This is a genomic window from Pseudomonas sp. M2 (assembly GCF_015751845.1).
GTDB lineage: Bacteria > Pseudomonadota > Gammaproteobacteria > Pseudomonadales > Pseudomonadaceae > Aquipseudomonas > Aquipseudomonas putida_E.
In genome coordinates this window covers 3,323,161-3,348,219 of sequence record NZ_JADOUD010000001.1, presented here as the reverse complement: position 1 = coordinate 3,348,219, position 25,059 = coordinate 3,323,161, and the positions used below count along the sequence as shown (strand labels likewise).

The 25,059-nt window shown below is 64.4% G+C and carries 21 protein-coding genes; 13 read left to right on the top strand and 8 right to left on the bottom strand.

What is annotated here, in order from left to right; genetic code table 11:
• The first annotated feature begins 110 nt into the window (after positions 1-110).
• From IWW33_RS15535 to IWW33_RS15525, 3 genes are all read left to right on the top strand, one after another.
• Positions 111-1,010, top strand: coding sequence for a chemotaxis protein (locus tag IWW33_RS15535; RefSeq protein ID WP_046784508.1), 900 nt, complete (start codon positions 111-113; stop codon positions 1,008-1,010).
• Positions 1,011-1,106: 96 nt separating this feature from the next.
• The gene (locus IWW33_RS15530; protein WP_046784509.1) at positions 1,107-1,418 is read left to right on the top strand and encodes a hypothetical protein; all 312 of its coding nucleotides are present in this window, start codon (positions 1,107-1,109) and stop codon (positions 1,416-1,418) included.
• Positions 1,415-2,149: a YkgJ family cysteine cluster protein gene (locus IWW33_RS15525; RefSeq protein ID WP_046784510.1), complete on the top strand. Its 735-nt coding sequence runs from the start codon at positions 1,415-1,417 to the stop codon at positions 2,147-2,149. The genes IWW33_RS15530 and IWW33_RS15525 overlap by 4 nt, the downstream gene beginning before the upstream one ends.
• An 82-nt stretch (positions 2,150-2,231) precedes the next feature.
• Here the strand turns inward: IWW33_RS15525 and IWW33_RS15520 are convergent, their stop codons facing one another.
• On the bottom strand, positions 2,232-2,504 hold the full coding sequence (locus IWW33_RS15520; RefSeq protein ID WP_217433336.1) for a hypothetical protein: 273 nt from the start codon (positions 2,502-2,504) through the stop codon (positions 2,232-2,234).
• A 479-nt stretch (positions 2,505-2,983) separates the two neighbouring features.
• Here IWW33_RS15520 and IWW33_RS15515 point away from each other — a divergent pair, with 479 nt between their 5' ends.
• The 7 genes from IWW33_RS15515 to IWW33_RS15485 all read left to right on the top strand — a co-directional run bounded on the left by IWW33_RS15515 (position 2,984) and on the right by IWW33_RS15485 (position 12,871).
• A complete protein-coding gene (locus IWW33_RS15515; protein ID WP_046784511.1) occupies positions 2,984-4,147 on the top strand; it encodes an efflux RND transporter periplasmic adaptor subunit in 1,164 nt (387 codons plus the stop codon).
• Positions 4,144-7,236: a multidrug efflux RND transporter permease subunit gene (locus IWW33_RS15510; RefSeq protein WP_196914296.1), complete on the top strand. Its 3,093-nt coding sequence runs from the start codon at positions 4,144-4,146 to the stop codon at positions 7,234-7,236. The genes IWW33_RS15515 and IWW33_RS15510 overlap by 4 nt, the downstream gene beginning before the upstream one ends.
• A gap of 9 nt (positions 7,237-7,245) precedes the next feature.
• Positions 7,246-7,920: a heavy metal response regulator transcription factor gene (locus tag IWW33_RS15505; protein WP_012316198.1), complete on the top strand. Its 675-nt coding sequence runs from the start codon at positions 7,246-7,248 to the stop codon at positions 7,918-7,920.
• Positions 7,895-9,307, top strand: a complete 1,413-nt coding sequence (locus IWW33_RS15500) for a heavy metal sensor histidine kinase (RefSeq protein ID WP_115273895.1) — start codon at positions 7,895-7,897, stop codon at positions 9,305-9,307. The genes IWW33_RS15505 and IWW33_RS15500 overlap by 26 nt, the downstream gene beginning before the upstream one ends.
• A gap of 131 nt (positions 9,308-9,438) precedes the next feature.
• Positions 9,439-9,660 (top strand): hypothetical protein, encoded by a 222-nt coding sequence (locus tag IWW33_RS15495; protein WP_115273894.1) that lies wholly within the window; start codon positions 9,439-9,441, stop codon positions 9,658-9,660.
• Positions 9,661-9,864: 204 nt separating this feature from the next.
• Positions 9,865-11,199: an OprD family porin gene (locus IWW33_RS15490; RefSeq protein ID WP_174141577.1), complete on the top strand. Its 1,335-nt coding sequence runs from the start codon at positions 9,865-9,867 to the stop codon at positions 11,197-11,199.
• Between the two features lie 175 nt (positions 11,200-11,374).
• Positions 11,375-12,871: a sensor domain-containing diguanylate cyclase gene (locus IWW33_RS15485; RefSeq protein WP_196914295.1), complete on the top strand. Its 1,497-nt coding sequence runs from the start codon at positions 11,375-11,377 to the stop codon at positions 12,869-12,871.
• Here IWW33_RS15485 and IWW33_RS15480 read toward each other — a convergent pair.
• Positions 12,868-13,344: a PA2169 family four-helix-bundle protein gene (locus IWW33_RS15480; RefSeq protein ID WP_046784517.1), complete on the bottom strand. Its 477-nt coding sequence runs from the start codon at positions 13,342-13,344 to the stop codon at positions 12,868-12,870. The two genes, IWW33_RS15485 and IWW33_RS15480, sit on opposite strands and share 4 nt — an antisense overlap.
• A 199-nt stretch (positions 13,345-13,543) precedes the next feature.
• Between IWW33_RS15480 and IWW33_RS15475 the strand changes: the two genes are divergently transcribed.
• Complete coding sequence (locus tag IWW33_RS15475) at positions 13,544-13,765, top strand: DUF3820 family protein (protein WP_012316204.1); 222 nt, start codon at positions 13,544-13,546, stop codon at positions 13,763-13,765.
• 119 nt (positions 13,766-13,884) lie between these two features.
• Here IWW33_RS15475 and IWW33_RS15470 read toward each other — a convergent pair whose 3' ends face one another.
• Genes IWW33_RS15470 through ptsP form a run of 3 tightly spaced genes read right to left on the bottom strand, consistent with a single transcriptional unit; the run spans position 13,885 to position 19,421 of the window.
• Complete coding sequence (locus IWW33_RS15470; protein WP_115273890.1) at positions 13,885-15,624, bottom strand: PTS fructose-like transporter subunit IIB; 1,740 nt, start codon at positions 15,622-15,624, stop codon at positions 13,885-13,887.
• Entirely contained in the window at positions 15,621-16,568 is a 948-nt protein-coding gene (gene pfkB, locus IWW33_RS15465; RefSeq protein ID WP_125923409.1) for a 1-phosphofructokinase, read from the bottom strand. Before pfkB ends, IWW33_RS15470 begins: the two co-directional genes overlap by 4 nt.
• Positions 16,569-19,421 carry a phosphoenolpyruvate--protein phosphotransferase gene (ptsP, locus tag IWW33_RS15460; RefSeq protein WP_174141579.1) on the bottom strand — a complete coding sequence of 951 codons (2,853 nt, stop codon included), beginning with the start codon at positions 19,419-19,421 and terminating at the stop codon, positions 16,569-16,571. It lies immediately after the preceding gene.
• 296 nt (positions 19,422-19,717) lie between these two features.
• On the opposite strand from ptsP, the gene cra reads away from it, so the two are divergent.
• Together cra and IWW33_RS15450 are read left to right on the top strand one after the other, a co-directional pair.
• A complete protein-coding gene (gene cra, locus IWW33_RS15455; RefSeq protein WP_012316208.1) occupies positions 19,718-20,713 on the top strand; it encodes a catabolite repressor/activator in 996 nt (331 codons plus the stop codon).
• Between the two features lie 2 nt (positions 20,714-20,715).
• A complete protein-coding gene (locus IWW33_RS15450; RefSeq protein ID WP_115273886.1) occupies positions 20,716-21,492 on the top strand; it encodes a TatD family hydrolase in 777 nt (258 codons plus the stop codon).
• 6 nt (positions 21,493-21,498) lie between these two features.
• Here the strand turns inward: IWW33_RS15450 and IWW33_RS15445 are convergent, their stop codons facing one another.
• From IWW33_RS15445 to ampD, 3 genes are all read right to left on the bottom strand, one after another.
• Positions 21,499-23,511: a methyl-accepting chemotaxis protein gene (locus IWW33_RS15445; protein WP_174141580.1), complete on the bottom strand. Its 2,013-nt coding sequence runs from the start codon at positions 23,509-23,511 to the stop codon at positions 21,499-21,501.
• A gap of 102 nt (positions 23,512-23,613) precedes the next feature.
• Positions 23,614-24,444 (bottom strand): regulatory signaling modulator protein AmpE, encoded by an 831-nt coding sequence (gene ampE, locus IWW33_RS15440; RefSeq protein ID WP_046784523.1) that lies wholly within the window; start codon positions 24,442-24,444, stop codon positions 23,614-23,616.
• A complete protein-coding gene (ampD, locus tag IWW33_RS15435; RefSeq protein ID WP_046784524.1) occupies positions 24,441-25,013 on the bottom strand; it encodes a 1,6-anhydro-N-acetylmuramyl-L-alanine amidase AmpD in 573 nt (190 codons plus the stop codon). The genes ampE and ampD overlap by 4 nt, the downstream gene beginning before the upstream one ends.
• Between the last annotated feature and the right edge of the window lie 46 nt (positions 25,014-25,059).

Below are 25,059 nucleotides of genomic sequence, written 5' to 3'. Positions count from 1 at the left end.
CTGTAGGAGCCGGCTTGCCGGCGATAGGGCCAGCAAAGGCTGCCGTCAAGTTAAAGCCCAGCCCGAACAGGCCGATAACCGGTTATCCCCTGTCTTCCATGAAGGTCACCATGGCCACGCAAAATGCCCGCGCGGACGCGTTGTCCCTGCTGCTGTTCACCCTGCGCAGCGGCAAACTGATGGCAATCAACCTGCTCAAGGTCAGCGAGATCATCCCTTGCCCACCGCTGACCAGGTTGCCCGAATCGCACCCCCACGTGAAAGGCGTGGCGACCCTGCGCGGCAACCCGCTGTCGGTGATCGACCTGTCGCGGGCCATCGGTGAACGCCCGCTGGCCGACCCGGACGGTGGCTGCCTGATCGTCACCGAGATCAGCCGCTCGCGCCAGGGCCTGCATGTGCAGGCAGTGAGCCGCATCATCCACTGCCTGAGCACCGACATCAGGCCGCCACCCTATGGCTCGGGCACCCGCTCGTTCATCACCGGCGTGACCCGTGTCGACAATACCTTGGTGCAGGTGCTGGACATCGAAAAGGTGATCCATGCTATCGCCCCACCGGAGCCGGAGCCCGCACCGGGCAAGCTGAACGAAGAAGACGCCAGCCTGTTGGCCGCCGCCAACATCCTGGTGGTGGACGATAGCCAGGTGGCGCTGCAACAGTCGGTGCACACCCTGCGTAACCTGGGCATCGACTGCCACACCGCACGCAGCGCCAAGGATGCAATCAACGTGCTGCTGGAGCTGCAGGGCACTGCGCAGGAGATCAACATCATCGTCTCCGACATCGAGATGTCAGAGATGGACGGCTATGCCTTCACCCGTACCCTGCGCGAAACCCCGGACTTCCAGCACCTCTACGTGCTGCTGCACACCTCGCTGGACAGCGCGATGAGTGCCGAGAAGGCCAGGTTGGCGGGGGCCAATGCCATCCTGACCAAGTTCTCCTCACCGGAGCTGACTGATTGCCTGGTGGTGGCGGCACGCACGGTAGTGTTTGCCGAGCGATGATGGCCGTGCTGTCATATTCAGCGACAAACTCCCTGGCCTGTTGCCAGGGATGACTCGGTCATACTTCCCCCCCTCGAACGTTTCACGGTATTGCGTATGAAGTTTTTCAGCTCTCTCCTGATCGCCTGCGCCCTTTTCAGCGGTGTTGCCCAGGCCTCCAGCAGCCAGGCCTGGAACGAACAACGCCAGCAGATGCTCAAGGCCTGCCTGGCCGCCAGCCAGTTCAAGGATGCCCACGCCCGCGGCAAGCCCGCAGAGTTCGATGACCAGGTCGGCTTCAGTGCCCTGGTCATCGAAGGGGTGTATCCACAAAAGCACATGCAGCAACGCACCGGCTCCGAGCTGTGCTTGTACGACCGCCAGCACCAGCGGGCCTTCGTCAGCGAATGGAACCCAGACGCCACGTGAACGACTCTCTGCGTTTTGCCTGTACCGGCTGCGGCAAGTGCTGCACCGGCCACCATGTACCACTGACCCTGGCCGAGTCGCGCCAGTGGGCGGCATCCGGCGGCCAGGTGGTGGTGCTGATCGAAGCCTTTGTGGAGGATGGCCCGGGGATGCCGGCAGACCAGCGTGAGCATGTGCTGCGCCGCTCGCACCCGGTGCCTTGCGGTGACAGCGAGGTACGGGTTTCGGTGACCTTTGCCGCGTTCAACCCCGGGCGCTGCCGCAACCTGGACGAAAACGACCTGTGCACCATCTACGAGAGCCGGCCGCTGGTCTGCCGCATCTACCCGGTGGAAATCAACCCGCATATTCCGCTAAGGCCAGAGAACAAAGACTGCCCGCCCGAGGCTTGGGAGCAAGGGCCTGAGCTGATTCATGGCTCGTTACCGGTGGACCCGGCGCTGCTGGCACTCGTGCAAGCGTCCCGGCAGGCAGATCGTGATGACATCGCGGCCAAGGTCGCCGTGTGCCAGGCCCTGGGCATGACCATCAGCGCGCTCAAGGGCAATGGTTTCACGGCCTACCTTCCAGACATGGGGGCCTTGGCGGCGGCGCTGGCGGATGTACCGCCACCGCACCATGCGCCGTGGGCGCTGCACGTGCAGGACGCGGCCCTGCTGGCCAGCCTGCAGGCGCAAGGCTTGCAGGCTGGCGACACGCCTTCGCAGTACTACGCCTTCATCGGTTTCTAGCAAAGCCAGCACCAAATCCCGGCGATCTCCCTGTGGGAGCCGGGCTTGCCGGCGATGGGCCGCAAAGCGGCCCCACAACCGCTCAAGCGCTGCGGTTCATGCCCATTTCCATGTCGTTGATCAGTGCTTTGGCCATGGCACTGAGAATGCGTGCCGCACTGCCTGCGATCATGTTGCCCTCCAGCTCGTAGCGATGGTCTTCGGCTTCGGTGTCGAGGTAGAGCTGGCTGGTTTTGCAGAGGCAGTCCATCAGCGCAGCAGCGTGAGACCTGGCGTCTTCGGGGGAGAGGTCGGCGATGATTGTGATGTAAGGAATCGGGAATGAGTCCGGTGGATCGGGAACGATTTTTTTCATGATGACTTTCCTGAAGATGCTATTGGAAAGCGACCACCTTGTTCTTCTCACGGATTGGGTGGCAGCCGTACGCGAGGTGAGAAGACCGCGTCCAGGAACCGCGGCCCGGACCGAAGCCCGCACACGCACGGCTGCCATGAAAAATGGCATCCTGGATACAGCTGCGGCTTCTCACGGCCGCTCGCCGTTGTGGCGAACCGTGAAGTTATCGCTGAAACAGTTCCCCGCCTATCAGACGCCATCCGACAGAGGGCGTAGGATAATTCGTCATGGCTTCGCTCTTGAAGCATCTGGTTTCAGATTCAGAATCTTCTTACGGATCAAGGGGAGCAGAGGTATGAATCGGTCAGGGTCGCGGTAGGGCTGCCAACTGCCCCCAACCTGTCAGCGCTGTCAGCCAGCTGTCACGCTGCCGACCCGGTCACAGCGCTATAAGCTTCAATAACCGCCCCCTCCTCTTGGCCAAGGTGCCCGCGCCGATGCGACGTCCTACCCGCCCTCTCCTGCTGGCCGCCACCGCCCTGCTCGCCCTTGCAGCACTGGGCATCTGGTATGGCCAGCGCCAGGAGGCGCCGGTTGCGCGCGCCCAAAGCGCCGTTCCGGTGCGCGTGGTCAGCGTTGCCCAGCAGGACGTGCCGCGCTACGCCAGCGCCATCGGCTCAGTGCTGTCGCTGCACAGCGTCGAAATAAAACCGCAGGTCGAAGGGGTGCTGACCCGGGTACTGGTCAAAGAGGGCCAGTGGGTCAAGCAAGGCGACCTGCTGGCCACCCTGGACGATCGCAGCATCCGCGCCAGCCTCGACCAGGCCCGCGCCCAGCTCGGCCAGAGCCAGGCTCAAATCCAGGTGGCCGGCGTCGACCTCAAGCGCTACCGCCTGCTCAGCAGCGATGACGGCGTGTCCAAGCAGACCCTCGACCAGCAACAGGCGCTGGTCAATCAGCTGCAAGCCACCGTAAAAGGCAACCAGGCCGCCATCGCCAATGCCGAAGTCCAGCTCTCCTACACGCAGATTCGCTCCCCCGTCACCGGGCGTGTCGGCATCCGCAACATCGACCCCGGCAACCTGGTGCGCGCCAGCGATACCCAGGGCCTGTTCAGCGTGACCCAGATCGACCCCATCGCGGTCGAGTTCTCCCTGCCGCAACAGATGCTGCCAACCCTGCAGGGCCTGCTGAAGGCGCCCACGCCCGCATTGGTGCAGGCCTACATGGACGCCGATGGCGAAAGCAACCTGCTGGGTGAAGGCCACCTGGCCCTGATCGACAACCAGATTTCGGCCAACACCGGCACGGTGCGGGTCAAGGCCGAGTTCGACAACAAGGACGGCCGGCTGTGGCCGGGGCAGCTGGTGACCATCCGCTTGCGCACGGCCGTCCAGGAGAATGCCCTGGTGGTGCCGCCGCCAGTGGTGCAGCGCGGCGTCGACGGCCACTTCGTCTATCGCCTGGACGGTGACCAGGTCACCAGTGTGCCGGTCAAAGTGCTGTACCAGGACAGTGGGCTGAACATCATTGCCGGGGTCAAACCGGGCGAGCGTCTGGTGCTCGATGGCCAGTCGCGGCTCAAGCCCGGCTCGCGCGTGGAGGTCACCCCCAACGCACCGCCGCCGTCGGAAATGGCCGGCCGCCGGAGCCAGCCATGAATAGCCGCAACAGCGTGTCGGCCTGGTGCATCGACCACCCCATCGCCACGCTGCTGCTGGCTTTCGCGCTGGTGCTGCTGGGTGTAATCGCCTTTACCCGCTTGCCCGTGGCGCCCTTGCCGGAAGCCGACTTCCCGACCATCCAGGTCTCCGCGCAACTGCCTGGGGCCAGCCCGGAAACCATGGCCTCTTCGGTGGCCACGCCGCTGGAGGTGCAGTTCAGCGCCATCCCCGGCATGGCCCAGATGACCAGCAGCAGCGCACTGGGCTCGACCACCCTGATCCTGCAGTTCACCCTGGACAAGAACATCGACACCGCCGCCCAGGAGGTCCAGGCGGCCATCAACACGGCTACCTCACGCCTGCCCCAGGACCTGCCCAACCCGCCGACCTGGCGCAAGGTCAACCCGGCCGACAGCCCGGTGCTGGTGCTCACCGTCAGCTCCGCACAGATGCCCGGCAACGACCTCAGCGACTATGCCGAGACCTTGCTGGCACGCCAGTTGAGCCAGATCGAAGGGGTCGGCCTGATCAACATCACCGGCCAGTTGCGCCCGGCCATCCGTGTGCAGGCGCAGCCGGAAAAGCTCGCCGCCATGGGCCTTACGCTCGCCGACCTGCGCCAGGCCATCCAGCAGACCAGCCTGAACCTGGCAAAGGGCGCCCTGTATGGCGAGCACAGCGTGTCGACCATCGCCGCCAACGACCAACTGTTCCACCCCGAGGACTACGCCAGGCTGATTGTCTCTTACCGCGACGGCGCCCCCGTGCACCTGCAGGACGTGGCCAAGGTGATCAACGGCGCCGAGAATGCCTACGTCAAAGCCTGGTCCGGCAACCAGCCGGGCCTGAACCTTGTGGTGTTCCGCCAGCCTGGCGCCAACATCGTCGACACCGTGGACCGCGTGCTCGGTGCCCTGCCCAAGCTGCAGGAGATGCTGCCGGCCTCGGTCGAGGTGTCGGTGCTGCAGGACCGTACCCAGACCATCCGCGCGTCGCTGCATGAGGTGGAACTGACCCTGATCATCGCCGTGGCCCTGGTGATCGGGGTGATGGCGCTGTTCCTGCGCCAATGGTCGGCCACCCTGGTGGTGTCCAGTGTGCTGGGCGTATCGCTGATCGCCACCTGCGCGCTGATGTACGTGTTCGGTTTCAGCCTCAATAACCTGACCCTGGTGGCCATCGTCATTGCTGTCGGCTTTGTGGTGGACGACGCGATCGTGGTGGTGGAAAACATCCACCGCCATCTGGAAGCCGGCGAAGACAGCCGCACGGCGGCGCTCAAAGGGGCAGGCGAAATCGGCTTCACCGTGGTGTCGATCAGCTTCTCGCTGGTTGCCGCGTTCATTCCGCTGCTGTTCATGGGCGGCGTGGTGGGCCGGCTGTTCAAGGAGTTCGCCCTGACCGCGACAGCGACCATTCTGATTTCGGTGGTGGTGTCGCTGACCCTGGCGCCGACCCTGTGCGCGCTGTTCATGCGTCGCCCGCCCACGGAACATCACGGCGGCTTCGGTGAACGGCTGCTGAAGTGGTACGAAAAGGGCCTGGACCGGGCGCTGGCCCATCAGCGCCTGACCCTCGGCGTGTTCGGCCTGACCCTGGCCCTGGCGGTGGTCGGCTACGTGGCCATCCCCAAGGGTTTCTTCCCCCTGCAGGACACCGGTTTCATTCTCGGCACCACTGAAGCAGCAGCGGATGTGTCATACCCGTCGATGATCGACAAGCACCTGGCACTGGCGAAAATCATCGAAGCCGACCCCGCCGTGAGGGCCTTCTCCCATTCGGTAGGGGTTACCGGCAGCAACCAGACCATCGCCAACGGCCGTTTCTGGATCGCCCTCAAGCCCCGCGGCGAGCGCGATGTTTCGGCCAGCGAGCTGATCGACCGGCTGCGCCCGCAACTCGCGCAGGTGCCAGGCGTGGTGCTGTACATGAGGGCCGGCCAGGACATCAACCTCAGCTCCGGCCCGTCACGTACCCAGTACCAGTACGTGCTCAAAAGCAACGACGGCGTCGCCCTCAACCTGTGGACCCAACGCCTGACCGAGCGCCTGCGCGAAAACCCGGCGTTGCGCGACCTGTCCAACGACCTGCAACTGGGCGCCAGCGTTACCCGCATCGACATCGACCGCCAGGCTGCGGCCCGTTTCGGCCTGACCACCACCGACGTCGACCAGGCGCTGTACGATGCGTTCGGCCAGCGGCAGATCAGCGAATTCCAGACCGAGACCAACCAGTACAAGGTGATCCTGGAACTGGACGCGCAACAGCGCGGCAAGGCCGAAAGCCTGAATTTCTTCTACCTGCGCTCGCCCCTGAGCAACGAAATGGTGCCGCTGTCAGCCTTGGCGCATGTCGCCGCGCCCAGCACCGGGCCGCTGTCGATCAGCCATGATGGCCTGTTCCCGGCCGCCAACCTGTCGTTCAACCTGGTCCCCGGCGTGGCCTTGGGCGATGCGGTGGCGATCCTGGAACGCACCCAGCGCGAACTGGGCATGCCCGACTCGATCAGCGGCAACTTCCAGGGCGCGGCGCAGGCCTTCCAGAGTTCGCTGTCGAGCCAGCCGTGGCTGATCCTCGCCGCACTGGTGGCGGTGTACATCATCCTTGGGGTGCTCTACGAGAGCCTGGTGCACCCGCTGACCATCATCTCGACCCTGCCTTCGGCGGGCCTGGGCGCGTTGCTACTGCTGTGGGCCATGGGCCAGGACTTCAGCATCATGGGCCTGATCGGCGTGGTGCTGCTGATCGGCATCGTCAAGAAGAACGGCATCCTGCTCATCGATTTCGCCCTGGAAGCCCAGCGCCGCCATGGCCTGACGCCCGAGCAGGCGATTCACCAGGCCTGCCTGACGCGCTTTCGGCCGATCATCATGACCACCCTGGCCGCCCTGCTCGGCGCGGTGCCGCTGATGTTCGGCTTTGGTGCCGGTGCCGAGTTGCGCCAGCCGCTGGGTATCGCTGTGGTCGGCGGCCTGCTGGTCAGCCAGGCCCTGACGCTGTTCACCACCCCGGTCATATACTTGGCCCTGGAGCGCCTGTTCCATCGCCGCCAGGCCGCCAGTGCGGTCGTGCCGAGTACCCACTGAGACAAGACCATGCGTGTGCTGATCATCGAAGACGAAGAGAAAACCGCTGACTACCTGCACCGCGGCCTGAGCGAGCAAGGCTTTACCGTCGACCTCGCGCGGGACGGCATCGACGGCCTGCACCTGGCGCTTGAAGGTGACTATGCGGTGATCGTGCTTGATGTGATGCTGCCGGGCCTGGATGGCTATGGCGTGCTGCGTGCCTTGCGTGCGCGCAAGCAGACGCCGGTGATCATGCTCACCGCCCGCGAGCGTGTCGAGGACCGCATCCACGGCCTGCGCGAAGGTGCCGACGATTACCTTGGCAAGCCGTTCTCCTTCCTTGAACTGGTCGCCCGCCTGCAGGCCCTGACCCGGCGCAGCGGCAGCCACGAGCCGCTGCAGGTGCAGGTCGGCGACCTGTGGATCGACCTGATGGCGCGCAAGGCCAGCCGCGGCGGCCAACGCCTGGACCTGACCGCCAAGGAGTTCTCGCTGCTCAGCGTGCTGGCCAGGCGCCAGGGCGAAATCCTCTCCAAGACCGCCATCGCCGAGCTGGTCTGGGACATCAACTTCGACAGCGACGCCAATGTCGTCGAAGTGGCCATCAAGCGCCTGCGCGCCAAGCTCGACGGGCCATTCGACAACAAGCTGCTGCATACCATCCGAGGCATGGGCTATGTCCTGGAAAACCGTGCCGGTTAACTCCATCGCACTGCGCCTGTCGGCGCTGTTCATCCTGGTGGCGATGGGCGTGTTCCTGTTGATCGGTTCGGCACTGTACCGCCAGGTCGACCACAGCCTGGACATGCTGCCGGCGGCCGAACTGGACGCCCGCTTCAGCGTGCTGGAGTCCACCCTCAACCGCTTCGGCACACCGGAGCATTGGGCAAAGATCAGCAACAAGCTCAACCTGCTCAGCGAGGAAGACAAACGCATCCGCTTCTGGGTGGTCGGCAGCGACCCGGCGTTCGAATATGGCCACCCCAGCGAAAGGGTACGCGCATTCGCCGAAGGCCCAGAAGGGATGCGCGACCTGCGCCTGCCTGACCGGCCCTACCCTTACAAGGTGCTGGTCAGCGAGTTGCCGGCCCTGGCCGCTCGCCCGCCACTGCGCTTTCTGATCGCCATCGATACCGAGACCTTCTGGCAGGCCCAGCACAGCCTGCTGGTGGCCATCGTCGGGCTGGCGGTGCTCGGAGTGCTGCTGGCCTCGGTGCTCGGCTACTGGGTGGCGCGCATTGGCCTGCGCCCGCTGCTGGCGCTGTCCAACGAGGCGCAGGCCTTGGCCCCCCCACGCCTGGATGGCCGCCTGCAAACTGTCAACCTGGCCCCGGAACTGGCGCAATTCGCCGGTGCTTTCAACGCGGCGCTCGACCGGGTCAGCCAGGCCTATTCGCAGCTGGAAGCGTTCAACGCCGACGTTGCCCACGAACTGCGCTCGCCGCTGACCAACCTGATCGGCCAGACCCAGGTCGCCCTCACCCGGGGGCGCAGCGCCGAACACTACTTCGAGGTGCTGCAATCGAACCTGGAAGAACTTGAACGCCTGCGCAGCATCATCAACGACATGCTGTTCCTCGCCAGCGCCGACCAGGGCAGCAAGGCCACCGCCCTGACCCAGGTATCGCTGGCCGACGAAGTGGCCACCACGCTCGATTACCTCGACTACATCCTCGAAGACGCCCAGGTCAGCGTCACTGTCAGCGGCGATGCCCAGGCCCCCATAGAAAAAGCCCAGTTGCGCCGGGCGTTGATCAACCTGCTGAACAATGCCGTGCAGCATACCGCGCCGCACCAAGTGATCCGCGTGCATATCGATGCCGGGCCGGAGCAGGTCAGCATTGCCGTGAGCAACCCAGGGCCGGCTATCGACGATGATCACCTGCCTCTGCTGTTCGAGCGGTTCTACCGGGTGGATGCGGCGCGCAGCAACAGTGGCGGGGGCAATCACGGGTTGGGGTTGGCCATCGTCAAGGCGATTGCGCTGATGCATGGGGGCGAGGTTTTTGTGCGCAGCGAGGCGGGTGCCAACACCTTCGGCATTCGCCTGCCAAACGCTCAACTGCAGGGGTTTGCGGCGAAGATCTAGTGTTTTTCGCAGGGATAGTTACCTTTTGCGCAACAGTGCTTATCGCGCCCGGTGCTGTTTCCAAGGCAATGAAGAGACTAACTTTAGCCCTGTCTCCATTAGCACTTGCACCGCAAGAAGGTAGTTTCAACATGTCCAACAGTATGGGTATTGCCAGCGTTTTCGTTCTGTCTTCCCTGTTGTTGTCGCCCCTGGCCATGGCCGAAGAATCCCCGGCTTTCGTCGCCCGTAATGCAGAGCTTGCAGCTGTTCACCAGGAAGCCCGCGAGGCCGTAGCGCACAAGGCCGACGCAGGCAAAGATGCAGAACAGACAGCTTCCAAGGTTTCCCTCGACGCCAATGCCGAGAGCTGATCGCGCAACGATGCCGCTCCCGTTTCCCCCCGGCTACACCATGGGCACCGCCGGTGCCGATATGTTAGCCTTTTAAAGCCGCTGCCGATCAGCGGCTTTTTTTATGTGCTTTGACGATCAGCCCGGCCGTTATTTCTCTAACAAGAAAGTTGCACATTCAAAAATAAAAACTGCCCCACCGTCAGACCAAAGGAGCTAGTACCGGTGCCTTCCGCGTTTCGTGTTACCCCGCTGTTCATTGCATTGACCGCAACGATGCCTTTCGCCGCCCAGGCAGATGAAGACAAGGCTGATGGCTTCATCGAAGGCTCGTCCTTCAACCTGCATTTTCGTAACACCTACTTCAACCGCGACAACCACAACAGCGGCGTGCGCGACACCCGCGAGTGGGGCCAAGGCGCAGTTGCCCGCTTCGAGTCGGGCTACACGCCAGGCGTAATCGGCTTTGGCCTCGATGCGCACGCCATGCTGGGCTTGAAGCTCGATGGCGGTGGCGGCCATGCCGGCACCAGCATCCTGCCCGAACACGTGAAGGACAACGGCGAACTGGGCGCAGCCCCGCACTCGTTCTCCACCGCAGGCGCGGCGGTCAAGCTCAAGGCCTTCGACACCGAACTCAAGGCCGGTGACCTGTTCCTTACCAACCCGGTAATCGCCGGCGGCGAAACCCGCATGCTGCCGCAGACCTTCCGTGGCGTCAGCCTGACCAACACCAGCATCGACGGCCTACTGCTCGAAGGTGGCCAGGTCAGCTTCACCAAGCCGTACAACCAGAGCGGCCACCGCCGTATCGACACCTACTACGGCTCGCTGGATGAGCACGACAAAAGCAAGCATCTGAACTGGGCTGGTGCGTCGTGGAGCGGCACCGAGAACATCACTGCCAACCTTTACGCCGCCGAGCTCAAGGACATCTGGAACCAGTACTACGCTGATTTCGACTACACCTACGTGGTCAACGACCTGGTCAGCCTCAACCCGGGCGTGCACTTCTATCACACCCAAGACACCGGCCAGGCGCTGCTGGGCAAGATCGACAACAACACCTACAGCGTGCACTTCACCGTCAACGCCGGCTACCACAGCGTTACCGCCGCCTACCAGCGGGTCAATGGCGACACGCCGTTCGACTACATCAACCTGGGCGACAGCGTGTACCTGGACAACTCGCGCATGTACTCGGACTTCAACGCACCCAACGAGCGTTCGTGGAAGCTGCAGTACGGCTATGACTTCGCCGGGCTCGGCATGCCAGGGCTGAGCACCACCGTGTCGTACTCGCGTGGCGAGGCGGACCTGACCAAGGCTGACCAGAACAACACCCACTACGACTACTACCGCGCCGATGGCAAGAACGCCCAGCACTGGGAACGTGACCTGGACGTGAAGTACGTGTTCCAGGAAGGCGACTTCAAGGACCTGTCGGTGCTGGTGCGCTATGCCGTACACCGCGGCAGCCAGGGGTATGCGTCGATCGACAACAACAGCGATAACGACGAATTGCGGGTGATCGTCGATTATCCGTTGAACGTGTTCTGACCTGGGACCGCAAGTCAGCCCCACACGGTGTGTGCAGACCGGTAGGCGCTGGCTTGCCAGCATTGGGCTGCACAGCAGCCCAATGCATGATTCCGTCGGACAAATCTTGTCCGACAATCATCACTTCCCTAGAATGTCGCCCGCCGCAACCGGCCCTGCCTCAGCAGTAGCGCGCATGCCCACTCGATTACCGCGTCTCGCACTCTACAGGTCGCACCCCGAGCTGATCCTCAATCTGGGCAGTTGCATCGCCGTGCTCGCTATCGTGGGCATCGTCAGTTATCTGTTGGGGCGCGAGCGCGAGAGTGTCGAGCAATCGGCCATCCGCTCCTCCAGCAATATCGTCCAGCTGATCGAAAGCGACATCCTGCGCAACGTCGAACTTTACGACCAGTCCCTGCGCGGGCTGATCTGGGCCGTGCAGCATCCCGAACTGCTGCAGGTCGCCCCCAACCTGCGCCAGCAGATTCTTTTCAACCAGACGTTCGCGGCCCCTGTGCGCGGCGATATTCTCTGGCTCGATGCCAATGGCGACGTCGTGGGCGACTCCACCAGCGTCACCCCGCGCCTGGCCAATTTCGCCGACGCCTTCGACTTTAGGGCCCATCGCCGCGACCCTGGCCTGGGCCTGTTGATCAGCCCACCGTTCAAGGCACGGCTCGGCGACCTCGACTGGTGCATCAGTTTCAGCCGGCGCATCTCCGCAGCCGACGGCAGCTTTGCCGGGCTGGCCGCCGGCGCCCTGCGCCTCTCCTATTTCAGTGAACTGTTCCAGCGCCTTGATATCGGCCATGAAAGCAGCATCAACCTGCTCAACGTCGACGGCCAGTTGCTCGCCCGCCAGCCGCGCCGCGATCAGGACCCGTTGGTCGGCACCAGCTTCGCCGACCGCCCCAACTTCAAACGCATCCTGGGCGAGCGCAGCGGCAGCTTTACAGCCCGCTCCAGCATCTATGGCACCCAGCGCATGTACACCTTCGCCCGGGTCGCCGACCTGCCGTTGATCATACTGGTGGTGCATTCTGCCGATGAGGTGTTCCAGTCATGGCGCCGCACGGCGTTGGTGGTCAGTATTGCCACAGGCGTGCTGTGCATCGGCATTCTCTGGCTCACCCTGTTGCTGGGCCGCGAATTGCGCCGCAGGCATGAGGCCGAACAGGGTCTGGCCACACTGGCAGCAACGGATAGCCTGACGGGCCTGGCCAACCGTCGCCGGCTGGATCAGGTGTTACGCCAGGAGTGGGCGCGCGCCCAGCGCAACCGTAAGCCGTTGGCCGTGCTGATGGTGGATGTGGATCACTTCAAGGCATTCAACCAACGCCATGGTCACGCAGGCGGCGATCACGCCTTACGTGAAGTGGCCAAGACGATCGAACAGTGCATACGACGCCCGGCAGACCTGGCGGCGCGGTATGGGGGGGAGGAGTTTCAGGTGGTGTTGCCGGAAACCGAACTGGCCGGTGCCCGTTTGCTGGCAGAGAGGATCCGGTCGCATGTCGAGGCGTTGGCACCTTTCGCCGATGATGTACACGCTGTGACGGTGAGCATCGGCATCAGCGTCCACACCCCCGGCACCCAACAAGACCTGGCGACCATGCTGGGTGCCGCGGATGAGGCGCTCTACCGGGCCAAGGCCAAAGGCCGAAACCGGGTAGAGGGCCCTGCGGATTAGGAGCGGGCGCGTGCGGCGTTGCGCAGTGCCTTCACTTGGTCGTGGTTACGCTGTACGCCCTGCAGTTGCTTTTCCACGAGCATATAGCTCGAATCACTGACGGAGCGGCCCAGCTTGACCAGCTTCTCACGCGCTTCCTTGTAGGCTTTGAGGGCGTGGTCTTCACCGCGCTCTACTTCGTTGAGCACGGCCTCCTCATCCTTACCGGTAACCATCGACTTGAGGTTTACCCAGCCGCGGTGCAGGTCGCCGCTGACGCTGGTGGAGGTTTCCGGGTCGCCACCCAGGCGACGCACTTCACTCTGCAGTTCGCCTGCTGCATTGGCGCATTCGCCAGCGCGCTGGACGAAGAACGCTTTGAGCTCCGGGTTTTTCACATCATCGGCCGACTCCTTGAACCCTTTCTCGCCGTCCTTGCTGTACTCGATCAGGTTGTTGAGCACGTCGATTACGTCTTTGTTGAGGTCGCTCATGGCTGAAACTCCTTGGCAGGTAATAGTCATGTAAACAGGAGCAGCCTTCGTGCCAAGCTTCCATTGAATAAAATTACTTTAAAAACAATAGGTTAAAAAAATAACGCCCCGCTGGAAAACGGCGTTATGCATGATTGCCGCTTGGGCACTCGTGCAGATTGCAGTATGGTCGGCGCATTTCCACTGCCAGGCACTGCCGATGAAACCGGAAACCCTTGAACTGCTGGTAATCCGCACCATGCCCTTCGGCAAATACCAAGGCCGGATCATCGCCGACCTGCCGGGTGACTACCTGGCATGGTTTGCGCGCAAGGGGTTTCCGGCGGGTGAGCTGGGTGGGTTGCTGGCGTTGATGCACGAGGTCGATCACAACGGCCTGGGTGATCTGCTGGTGCCGTTGCGGCAAAAGCATCGGCGCTGAGCCTGTTGCGGACTATCGCCGGCAAGCCGCCTTCCACAGGTACACCCATGGCCTCGAGAGCCGTGGGGCACCTGGGGGAGCCTACTTGCCCGCGATGAGGCCAGCGATGATCGAACGCCCTAGCCCTTGGCCGGCGCCACGACCATTTCCACCCGCTCGCTCTTCTTGATCAGCGCATACACCACCGCCGTCAGCAGGCTACCCGCGACAATGGCCAGCAGGTACAGCAGCGCATGGTTGATCGCATTGGGAATCAGCAGCACGAACAGCCCGCCATGGGGCGCCATCAGCTTGCAACCGAAATACATCGACAGCGCGCCGGTCAATGCGCCGCCGGCGATACTTGCCGGGATGACCCGCAGCGGGTCTTTGGCGGCGAACGGGATGGCGCCTTCGGAAATGAAGCACAAACCCAGCACCAGAGCGGCCTTGCCGGCCTCGCGCTCGCTCTGGGCGAACTTGCGCCGGGCCAGGAACGTGGCGATACCGAGGCCGATCGGCGGCACCATGCCGGCCGCCATGGTCGCCGCCATCGGCGCGTAGCTCGAGGATGCCAGCAGCCCTACCGAAAAGGCATAGGCCGCTTTGTTGATCGGCCCGCCCAGGTCGATGCACATCATGCCGCCGAGCAGCAGCCCGAGGAGGATGGCGTTGGTGGTGCCCATGCTGTCGAGAAACTGGGTCAGGCCCTCGAGCATGGCGGCCACCGGTTGGCCGACCACGTAGATCATCACCAGGCCTGTGAACAGGCTCGCCAGCAGCGGAATGATCAGGATCGGTTTGAGCGCATCGAGGCTGCTCGGCAGGCGTGCCCAACGCGCAATGGCTTTGGCGCTGTAACCGGCGAGGAAGCCGGCGACGATACCGCCGATGAAACCGGCCCCCAGGGTGCTGGCCAGCAGGCCGCCGATCATGCCGGGCGCCAGGCCCGGGCGGTCGGCAATGGACCAGGCGATATACCCCGCCAGCAACGGCACCATCAGCTTGAATGCGGCCTCGCCGCCGATCTGCATCAATGCAGCCGGCAGCGTGCCCGGTTCCTTGTAGGCTTCGATGCCGAAAACGAACGACAGGGCGATCAGCAAGCCGCCTGCCACCACCATCGGCAGCATGAAAGAAACACCGGTCAGCAAGTGTTTATAAACACCGGTTTTCTCGGCCTTGCCGGCACTTGAAGCGGCTGCAGCGTCACCTGCGCTTTCCACCTTGGCCTCGGCCAGGGCCTTGTCCAGCGTGGCGCGGGCTTGCTTGAGGGCGATGCCGGTACCGCAACGGTAGATCCGTTTGCCGGCAAAACGGGCCGTGGGCACTTCGATATCGGCAGCCAGCAGCACCACGTCGGCTTCGGCGATGGCCTGGGCCGACAGCGGGTTGCGCGCGCCGACCGAGCCTTGGGTTTCTACCGTCAGTTGATAGCCAAGCTGTTGCGCGGCCTGCTGCAACGCTTCGGCTGCCATGAACGTGTGCGCCACGCCAGTCGGGCAGGCGGTTACCGCGACGAGCTTGGCCGCAGCAGTGGCCAGGGGCTGTTCGGCTTGATGAGTATCGGCCTGTACCTGGGCATTTGCGGCCGCCTCGTCGAGGAAACCTTCACGGTCGGCCAGCGCTTGCGCCGGTGTGCTCTGGAACAAACGCTTGCCCGCGAAGCGGGCCAGGTCAACCGGCCCAGTGCTGACAACCAGCACCCAGTCGGCATCAGCGATCTGCGCGGCGCTCAGCTGGCGGTCGGGATGCTCGGCATCCTGCACTTCCACGCAGGTTTTCCAGCCGCGGCGCTGGGCGGCAGCGGCCAGCAGGCGCGCGCTCAGCACGCTGGACACCTGGCCGTTGGGGCAGGCGGTGACAATGGCAATGTTCATCGGCGAGCCTCTTGTTGTTCTGTCAGTTGCACGGCGGCCTCCAGGCGCGCCAGTTGCTCGCGGTCACGGATACCGAAACCGACCTGGGTCACGGCCTGGGCGGCGATGGCCGTGGCGCGGCGCAGGGTCTGCGCAGGCGCTTCAGCCAGCAGCAGGCCGTGAACCATGCCCGCCACCAGCGAGTCGCCCGCGCCCACCGTGCTGGCAACCTGCACCTGCGGCGGCTGGGCGTGCAGCGCGTGGCCAGCTGTAAACCAGCTGACGCCCTGCTCCCCCGCCGACACCACCACGTGCTCGATACCCGTGGCCAGCAGTCGCTGGGCGGCAGCCTGCTGTTCGGCGGCGCTGTGCACGTCAAGGCCAAGCACTTCGCCCAGCTCTTCGGTGTTCGGCTTGACCAGCCAGGGGGCGCTCTGCAGGCCTGCGCGCAGGGCCGCACCGCTGCTGTCCAGGGCAACCTTCAGGCCTTGGCCCTTGAGCTGTTCGAGCAACCGGGCGAACCAGTCAGGGCTGATACCGCGTGGCAGGCTCCCAGCCACCACCACGGCGTCATGCCCGGGGGCGACCTGTTCAAGCAGGCGCATCAGGGCCTCACATGCGGCCTCATCGACCTGGGGGCCTTGGCCATTGATGTCGGTCACCCGGCCATCAGCCTCGACCAGTTTGAGGTTGCTGCGCGTCTCACCCGGTACACGCACGAAGCAATCGGCAAAGCCGCGCCATTCGATCAACGCCTCGAACGGTTGCAGGTTGCCCTGGCCAAGGAAACCACCGACGGTCACGCTGTGCCCCAGGTCGGCCAGTACCTGGGCCACGTTCAGCCCTTTGCCGGCGGCATGGCTGTGCTGGTCCTGGGCACGGTTGACGTGCCCGGGGCGCAGGGCATCGAGGCTGACGGTGATGTCCAGCGCCGGGTTCAGGGTCAGGGTAAGGATCTTGGCCATTCAGTAACGCTCCACCAGCGCGCGAACCGCTGCGGCGCTGTCTTGTTGCAGGGCCTCGCGCGCCAGGGCGCGGGCCGTCTGATGATCGGCCTGGCGAACCAGGGCCTTGACTTCGGCAACGCTGCGGGCGGCCACGCTCAGTTCGTCCACGTCCAGGCCCAGCAGCACCGCCACCGCCTGCGGGTCGGCGGCCAGTTCACCGCACACCCCTACCCACTTGCCCTCGGCATGGGCAGCGCGCACGGTCATGTCGATCAGGCTCAGCACGGCCGGGTGCAGGCCGTCGGCCTGGGCCGACAGGCTGGGGTGGCCACGGTCGATGGCCAAGGTGTACTGGGTCAGGTCGTTGGTGCCGATACTGAAAAAGTCCACTTCGCGGGCCAATTGTGGCGCCAGCAAAGCGGCGGACGGCACTTCGACCATGATGCCCAGTTGCAGGTCGGCTACCGGAATTTCCTCGCGCAGGCGCTCGACCATCGCCCTCGCCTCCCGCCACTCATGCACCTGGCCGACCATCGGGAACATGATGCGCAACGGGCGCTGATCCGCGGCGCGCAGCAGGGCCCGGAGCTGGTCTTCCATGATCTGCGGGCGCTGCAAGGTCAGGCGCACGCCCCGCACACCGAGGAAGGGGTTTTCCTCGGCAGCGATCGGCCAGTAGGGCAACGGTTTGTCACCGCCCACATCGAGGGTGCGCACTACCAGTGGCCGCCCGCCCAGCCCATCGAGCACACGGCGGTATTCGGCTTCCTGGGTGGCGACATCCGGCGCCTGCGAGTGGGCCATGAAGATCAGCTCGGTGCGCAGCAGGCCGATACCTTCGGCGCCCTGCTCCACCACCTTGTCGATGCCGCCGCTCTGGCCGATGTTGGCGAATACTTCGACGGCATGGCCATCGCGGGTTACCGCTGGCTCATGACGGTTGGCCCAGGCTGCTTGCAGGCGCTGCTCGCGCAGGTCACGCTCGGCCAGCGCACGTTGCAACTCATCGGCTGGCGGGGCGACGCTGACTACGCCGCGCTGGCCATCGAGCAACAGCGGCGTACCTGGTTCAAGCAGCAGAATCGCCGCCCCCGCGCCGACCACCGCCGGGATGCCCAAGGCCCGCGCAACGATCGCGCTGTGAGCGGTTGCGCCGCCATGGGCGGTGACGATACCGGCAACCCGCGCCGGGTCCAGGCGGGCCACATCAGAAGGGCCGACTTCGCCCATCACCAGCACGTAAGGTTGCTCAGGCTCGGCCTGCGTCTGCACACCGCACAACTGCGCCAGCACCCGGCGGCCGATATCGCGCAGGTCGGCAGCACGCTCGGCGAGCAGCGCATCATGCAGCGCCTCTTGTTGGCGGGCCGCCGCTTCGATCACGGCCATCCACGCGGCGGCGGCGCTTTCACCCTGGGCCAGACGCAGTTCGACATCGTCGGCCAGTGCAGGGTCGGCGAGCATTTCCTGATGGGTGACGAAGATCTCGCCGACGGCCTTGTCGCTGCGCTGCACCAAGGCCTGCAGCTCGGCGTTCACCGCCTCCATTGCCCGGCGCAGCTTGACCCGCTCCTGCGCTGGCGATTCGCCACGCAGCGGATAATCGATGTCACGCTCGACGCAGACATGGGCGGGCCCACTGGCAATGCCGGGGGCTGCAGCCACGGCCTGTATACGGCTACCGGCAGCCGGCGCCTGCAAGACCTCGACGGGCGCTGGGTTCACCGCAGCCGCAGTTTTCGGCAATGGCTCAACGTCCTCACCCAAGCCCTGCTCGATTGCCGCCAGCAGTACCGGCAAGGCATCACCGGCAATGGACGGCTCGGCCAGCAGCTCCAGTTCCTGACCACGGCGTGCGCCAAGGCTGAGCAGCTTGCTCAGGCTCTTGACCGAAACCGCAGGTTGCGCGCTGTCCAGCACACGCAGGCGGATTTCGCCCTCAAAACCCTTGGCCAACTGCGCCAGGATTTTTGCCGGGCGGGCGTGCAGGCCATGTGGGTTGGCCAGCACGAAACGAGCGCTGGGCCAGTCGGGAGCGGTCTCACCACCCAGCACCTCAAGTACCGCGCGGCTGCTGGTGGCCTGGTAAAGCGTTTGCCCGCGCCCCTCGATCAGTACCTCGCACAGGCGCTCGAGCAGCGCCTGGTGGGCAGCGCCGAGGCTGGCCAGGCAAAACAGGCCATTGAGTGGCTGGTCGCGGTAGCGCAGCGGCTGTTGCGGGGTGACGAAGGCCAAGCCTGGCTGACGTACCTGCCGCTCGCTGTGCAGCCACCAGAGCCCCTCGCCCAGGGGCAAGGGCTCGGCCTGCTGCAGCACCGCGGCAAAACCATTGTCGACACACCCGGCACGCTGCAACAGGCGGGCACCGCGCCAGGCCAACTCGTCGAAGTCTTCGGCGGGCAGGTTCAAGCTGACCAGTTGCGCATCCAGCGCCAGCGCCTGGGGTGCGCCCTGCAGCAGCTTGAGCAGCGCTTCGGCGGAACTGGCACGGCGCAGGGCTTCGGCCAGGTCGGTCTCGCCCAGGGCACGGGTCAGCAACTGCAGCAAACGCAAGTGCTCGTCGGAGCGTGCGGCAATGCCGATGGCCAGGTAGACGATCTGGCCATCCCCCCAGTCCACGCCTTCAGGAAACTGCAGCAAACGCACGCCAGTGGCATACACCAGGTCGCGGGTCTGCGGCGTGCCGTGGGGGATGGCGATGCCTTGGCCGAGGAATGTGGAACCTTGCGCTTCGCGCGCCTGCAGGCCCTGCAGATACCCTTCGGCGACCAGGCCGTCAGCGACCAGTCGATCCGCCAGCAGGCGCAGAGCCTGGCCTTTGTCGACGGCCGTCTGGCCCATGGCTATCTGCTCTTTGGCGAGCTCGAGCATGACCTTCTCCTTTTGCAGCCCCTGCGCGCACTTTTGCACCGGGTACTGAGGTATTGTTGTGAAATTCACGTATTCAGCCAGTCAACGGCCTTGCACGAGCGGCAGGGAAGGCAGAAAAATTAATAGCTGAAACGTTTAATCTGACCAAGCGGCCACGTTACTCGATAATCTTCCGGGGAAAAAGCCCCATCCTGTCGGACAATTGCGACAATGGTCGTCTGCGCGTGGTGGCCGGCCCGGGTCAAACTGCCCGGTCTGGTTGTACAGCCCGCCCCGGTAATAACAAGGAAAATTCGGTGAAACTCAGCGATATCGCCCGTCTGGCTGGTGTGTCCGTGACCACTGCCAGCTACGTCATCAATGGCAAGGCCGAACAGCAGCGCATCAGCAACAGCACCGTCGAGCGGGTGCGTGCGGTGGTCGAGGCCCACGGCTTCACGCCCAACCCCCAGGCTGCGGGCCTGCGCAGCCGGCATACCCGCACCTTGGGCTTCATTCTGCCGGACCTGGAAAACCCCAGCTACGCGCGCATTGCCAAGCAGCTGGAGCAAGGCGCCCGCGCCCGTGGCTATCAACTGCTGATCGCCAGCAGCGATGACAGGCCCGACAGTGAGCGCCAACTGCAGCAGCTGTTCCGGGCCCGGCGTTGCGATGCCCTGTTCGTCGCCAGTTGCCTGCCCCCCGAAGATGACAGCTACCGTGAACTGCAGGACAAGGGCCTGCCGGTTATCGCCATCGACCGGCGCCTGAACCCGGCACACTTTTGTTCGGTCATCAGCGATGATCGCGATGCCAGCCGCCAGTTGGCCGATAGCCTGCTGGCCACGGCACCGCGCAGCATCGCACTGATCGGCGCGCGCCCGGAGCTGTCGGTCAGCCAGGCCCGCGCAGGCGGCTTCGACGAAGCCATGCAGGGTTTTGCCGGGGACGTGCGCCGTTATCAAGGCGAGGCATTCAGCCGCGAATGCGGCCAGCGCTTGATGCAGCAGTTGATCGACGAGCTGGGCGGCCTGCCGGATGCCTTGGTCACGACGTCCTACGTGCTGCTGCAAGGCGTGTTCGACACCCTGCAGGCGCGCCCGGCCGATTCGCGCCTGCTGCACCTGGGCACCTTCGGTGACAACCAGTTGCTCGATTTTCTGCCGCTGCCGGTCAACGCAATGGCCCAGCAACATGGCCTGATCGCCGCCACCGCCCTGGAACTTGCCTTGGCGGCCATCGAGGACAAACGCTACGAACCCGGCGTGCATGCCATCGGTCGAACCTTCAAGCAACGTATTACTGTGGCCTGAACATGCGCCTGATCGACACTCACACCCACCTGGACTTCCCCGACTTCGATGCCGACCGCACGCGCCTGCTGGCTGACGCGGCAGGGCGTGGGGTGGAGCGCATGGTAGTGCTGGGGGTTTATCAGGCCAATTTCCAGCGGGTGTGGGAGCTGGCCTGCAGCGATGAGCGCGTGCGCGCAGCGCTTGGGCTGCATCCGATCTACCTGGAGCAGCACCGCCCCGAGCACCTGGTGCAGTTGCGCCAATGGCTTGAACGCCTGCAGGGCGATCCGCGGCTGTGCGCCGTGGGCGAGTTTGGCCTGGACTACTACGTCGAAACCCTGGACAAGGCGCGCCAGCAAGCGCTGTTCGAAGCACAACTGCAGATGGCCTGTGACTTCGAACTGCCCGCCCTGCTCCACGTGCGCCGCAGCCATGCCCAGGTGATTGCCACACTCAAGCGCTACAAGCCGGCGCGGGCCGGGATCATCCACGCGTTCGCGGGCAGTTATGAAGAGGCGCGCGAGTACATCAAGCTCGGTTTCCGGCTCGGGCTGGGTGGTGCCGGGACCTGGCCGCAGGCAGTGCGCTTGCGCAAGACCCTGCCGCGCCTGCCGCTGGAAAGCATCGTGCTGGAAACCGACGCCCCGGACATGGCCCCGGCGATGTTTGCCGGTGAGCGAAACAGCCCGGAGCATCTACCGGAGATTGCCGGGGCATTGGCTGAGGTGATGGGCATTGATGTGCACGTGTTGGCCGAGGCCAGCAGCAAGAATGCCTGTGAGCTGTTTGGCTGGTAGTACTGGCTAAACCCTGAACGCCCCGATCAACCGTTTCAACTCTACCACCTGCTCCGACAATGCCCGGCTGGCATCCTCGGCCTGGCAAGCCCCCACCGAGGTGTCCTGTGCCGCCTGGTTGATCGCCACGATGTTCTGGTCGATGTCATGGGCCACCGCCGTCTGCTGCTCTACCGCCGCCGCTATCTGCTGGTTCTGCTCGACAATGCCGCCAACCGCGCCAAGGATGTTGCCCAGCGCCTCCTGCACCTGGCGTGCCTCCTCGACCGTGCCCGCCGCCATCTGATGGCTATTGCCCATGGCGCGAACCGCTGCCCCGACACCGTCCTGCAAACGCTGGATCATCTGCGCTATCTGCGCGGTGGAATCCTGGGTGCGCTTGGCCAAGGTACGCACTTCATCAGCGACCACGGCAAACCCCCGGCCTTGCTCACCGGCCCGAGCTGCCTCGATTGCAGCGTTGAGTGCCAGCAGGTTGGTCTGCTCGGCGATACTGCGGATCACCTCCAGGACCTGGCTGATCGCCTGGCTGTCGTCCGCCAGCTGATTGATCGCCAGCACCGTCTGGTCGATTTCGGCCGCCAGCCGGCCAATGCTGCCCTGCTGCTCTTGCACCAACGTGCGCCCATTGGCACTTTCGTGGTTGACCTGCTGCGCACCATCGGCGGCCAATGCAGCGCTGCGCGCCACTTCCTGCGCAGTGGCGCTCATCTGGTTCATCGCCGTGGCGACCTGCTCGATCTGTTCACGCTGGCCGCTGACTGACTGGCTGCTGCGTGCCGATACCGCCAGTACCTGCCCGGCCTGCGCTTCGACCGCCACAACGGTGTGGCCGACCTGCTCGATCAGGCAACGGATACGGCGCACGGTTTCGCTGAAACCCTGGGCCAGTTCGCCCAGTTCGTCGCGGCTGTTGGCCTTGAAACTGACCGTCATGTCACCGGCCGCCACCTTGTCCATCGCGCCGCCCAGCTTGCGCAGGGTCGTGCGGATCGATACATAGAAGCCCCCGTAGAGGTAAAGGATCAGTGCGAAAACGCCCGCCAGTACGGCCCCCAAGGCGACCATGCGCAGGCGCTGCTGGCCAAGACGCTCCTGCAACTGCAGGTGCAGATGCCCAAGGACTTGCTCGTTCAGTTGGTAGGTGTGAGCCATCAGCTCACTCACCTGTTGATAGAAGGCGGGCCAGGGCGCATCAAGGGTTTCAGCGACCACCACACGCTCCTCGAACAACGCGGCGGCTTGCTTGACGGAAAGCTTGCTGGCCTGTGCCGCGGCGATCATGTCGGCAGGGACGCCGGGGTCACTGGCCAGGGCTTCATCCACCCGCATGCCATAGTCCGCCGCCAAACGCTCCAGGCGTTGCAGCAGGTCTTCGAAGCGGACGCTGCCGGATGAGTCGATGAACCCTCGGCCAAGCGCGATGGCGCCCATCGTCCTGCCCTCGCCCAAGGCCAGGGTCACCTGGGCGGTGGCAGTGCCGAGCAGTTCGCTCAACTGGCGCACCGAAACCTGGCTGTCCTGGCTGAGGCCGGACTGGCTGGCCACCAGTTTGCTCAGCACCTGTGCTTGAGCCAGCAGCTTGTCGAACAGGGCGACCTTGGCCTGCAAGGACGTTTCGGCCTGGGCGCTGGCAAAAGCGCCAGCCAGCTCGTCCAGCTTGGCCTGGGGAACCGACTCATGGCCCTGCAGGGCCTGCACCTGTGCCTGGACCTTGTCCTGCAACGCAGCGATGCGTGACTCCAGGTCGCCGGCCTGGCCCGACTGCCCGAGCACGGCATTGATCTGCATGAGGTTGCCGAGGGCTTCCAGGTCGGTGCGCAATGCCAAGCTGCCGCTAAGCGGGGTAATACCCTGCAATTGGGCACGGGTTGCCTGAAACTGCTGATAGGCGTCGCGCACCAGGTAGCTGCTGGTGGCGAGCATGGGCAGGAAGAACAGGGCGCTGATGAGGCTGAACTTCTGGCCGAAGCTCAGCCGGTTCATCAGTGCGATTGCCGGGTAGAGCAGACGCTTCACGGGGCACCTCCTTGGATTCTTGTTGTTCTGCGAGGGGTAGCACTAGGCCACCTGTATAGCGCAGATCGAACCGGAGGTTTGTAACTTAAGGTTAACCGGCGCTCAGACCAGCACCGTCCACAGCGCAAAGCCCGCATACCATAGCACCGCACAGCGCAACAGCAGCTCCCACAGGCTATCGAGCCGAGCCAGACCGCGCTGGCTGTCCTCTTGTTCGGGAATGTCATCGGCAACCCGACCGACCCTGGCCACCAGGTGCCCGGCGCTGATGTGCCAGTTGAGCAGTTCGTGCAGCATCACGCGGGTCACTGCGACGAAATTGCCGACGAGGGCGAAACTCAGGGCCAACACACGTACCGCAAGCCAGTCCATGATGTGCCGCAGCTGCTCGGCCCGGGCCTTGAGCGCAGGCTGGCAACTGTTATCGCCTGTCAGCGCCAGCAGGCGATAGGCCAGCGCCGCCCCGGGGCCGAGCACGAAGTACCAGAAGATCACGGCGAAGAAACTCTGATAGGCCTGCCACAACAAGTAGCCTTGCACGCGCACCAGCAAAGCCTGGGGTTCATCAGCCACCAGGCCCAGGTCGCGCTCGGCCACATGCAGCGCGGCCTGGTCGTCGCCGCGCCGCCAGGCATCGCGAAACGGCCCAAGGGCGGCCTTGGCATCGCCGCGGCCGAGGCTGTAGATCAGCACCAGCAGGTGCACCGGCAGGGCCAGCAAACCATAGGCCACCGGGTCGAGCACGTGCAGCAGCAACACCAGCACCGCCACGGGTGCAAGCACCAGGATGGCCAGGCTCCACCAGGGGTGCACCTTCCCGCTGCGCTCCAGGCGCACCAGCTCGCCCAGGAAGAAGCCATCGCGCTGTACCTGATGGCGCAGGGCGGAGAACTTCTCGACCCACAACGCCAGTATCAACACCAGAAAACTCATGCCTTGTCCTCGTTGTGCTGCACGGCTGCGCGGTAACGCTGCCAGTCGAATGCCGGGCCAGGGTCGGTCTTGCGCTGCGGGGCAATATCGCTATGGCCCTGGATCCGGCCCAGGTCGATAACCGGCCAGGCCGCCTGAATCTGCCGGGTGAGTTGCTCCAGCACACGGTACTGGGCATCGCTGTACGGCAGGTCGTCGGTACCTTCCAGCTCGATACCGATGGAAAAGTCGTTACAGCCTTCTCGCCCGTCAAAACATGACACGCCGGCATGCCAGGCACGGTCCAGCAACGACACGAACTGGGTCACCGCACCGTCGCGCTCCACGAACAGGTGCGCCGATACGGTCAGGTGGCTGATGCTGGCAAAGTAGGGATGTTCGCTGGGGTCCAGGCGGTTCTGGAAGAACTGTTGGACTTTGCCGCTGCCGAAGCAGGCCGGCGGCAGGCTGATGTTGTGGATCACCAGCAGGGAAATCGATTCGCCCTCGGGTCGCGCGTTGAAGTTCGGCGAAGGGCAGTGGGTGATTCCGTTTCCGTGGAACCAGCCGGTGGCACGGTCCAATTGCATGGGGCAGTTCCTGAAGAACGCTGGGTACAGAGGCGCAGTATGCCCT

What these genes read in the sequence shown, in the direction of transcription:
- IWW33_RS15535 (WP_046784508.1), top strand. Translation starts at nt 111, where the DNA reads ATGGCCACGCAAAATGCCCGCGCGGACGCGTTGTCCCTGCTGCTGTTC.
- IWW33_RS15530 (WP_046784509.1), top strand. Translation starts at nt 1,107, where the DNA reads ATGAAGTTTTTCAGCTCTCTCCTGATCGCCTGCGCCCTTTTCAGCGGT.
- IWW33_RS15520 (WP_217433336.1), bottom strand. Translation starts at nt 2,504, where the DNA reads ATGAAAAAAATCGTTCCCGATCCACCGGACTCATTCCCGATTCCTTAC.
- IWW33_RS15515 (WP_046784511.1), top strand. Translation starts at nt 2,984, where the DNA reads ATGCGACGTCCTACCCGCCCTCTCCTGCTGGCCGCCACCGCCCTGCTC.
- IWW33_RS15510 (WP_196914296.1), top strand. Translation starts at nt 4,144, where the DNA reads ATGAATAGCCGCAACAGCGTGTCGGCCTGGTGCATCGACCACCCCATC.
- IWW33_RS15505 (WP_012316198.1), top strand. Translation starts at nt 7,246, where the DNA reads ATGCGTGTGCTGATCATCGAAGACGAAGAGAAAACCGCTGACTACCTG.
- IWW33_RS15500 (WP_115273895.1), top strand. Translation starts at nt 7,895, where the DNA reads ATGTCCTGGAAAACCGTGCCGGTTAACTCCATCGCACTGCGCCTGTCG.
- IWW33_RS15495 (WP_115273894.1), top strand. Translation starts at nt 9,439, where the DNA reads ATGTCCAACAGTATGGGTATTGCCAGCGTTTTCGTTCTGTCTTCCCTG.
- IWW33_RS15485 (WP_196914295.1), top strand. Translation starts at nt 11,375, where the DNA reads ATGCCCACTCGATTACCGCGTCTCGCACTCTACAGGTCGCACCCCGAG.
- IWW33_RS15480 (WP_046784517.1), bottom strand. Translation starts at nt 13,344, where the DNA reads ATGAGCGACCTCAACAAAGACGTAATCGACGTGCTCAACAACCTGATC.
- IWW33_RS15475 (WP_012316204.1), top strand. Translation starts at nt 13,544, where the DNA reads ATGAAACCGGAAACCCTTGAACTGCTGGTAATCCGCACCATGCCCTTC.
- IWW33_RS15470 (WP_115273890.1), bottom strand. Translation starts at nt 15,624, where the DNA reads ATGAACATTGCCATTGTCACCGCCTGCCCCAACGGCCAGGTGTCCAGC.
- pfkB (WP_125923409.1), bottom strand. Translation starts at nt 16,568, where the DNA reads ATGGCCAAGATCCTTACCCTGACCCTGAACCCGGCGCTGGACATCACC.
- ptsP (WP_174141579.1), bottom strand. Translation starts at nt 19,421, where the DNA reads ATGCTCGAGCTCGCCAAAGAGCAGATAGCCATGGGCCAGACGGCCGTC.
- IWW33_RS15450 (WP_115273886.1), top strand. Translation starts at nt 20,716, where the DNA reads ATGCGCCTGATCGACACTCACACCCACCTGGACTTCCCCGACTTCGAT.
- ampE (WP_046784523.1), bottom strand. Translation starts at nt 24,444, where the DNA reads ATGAGTTTTCTGGTGTTGATACTGGCGTTGTGGGTCGAGAAGTTCTCC.
- ampD (WP_046784524.1), bottom strand. Translation starts at nt 25,013, where the DNA reads ATGCAATTGGACCGTGCCACCGGCTGGTTCCACGGAAACGGAATCACC.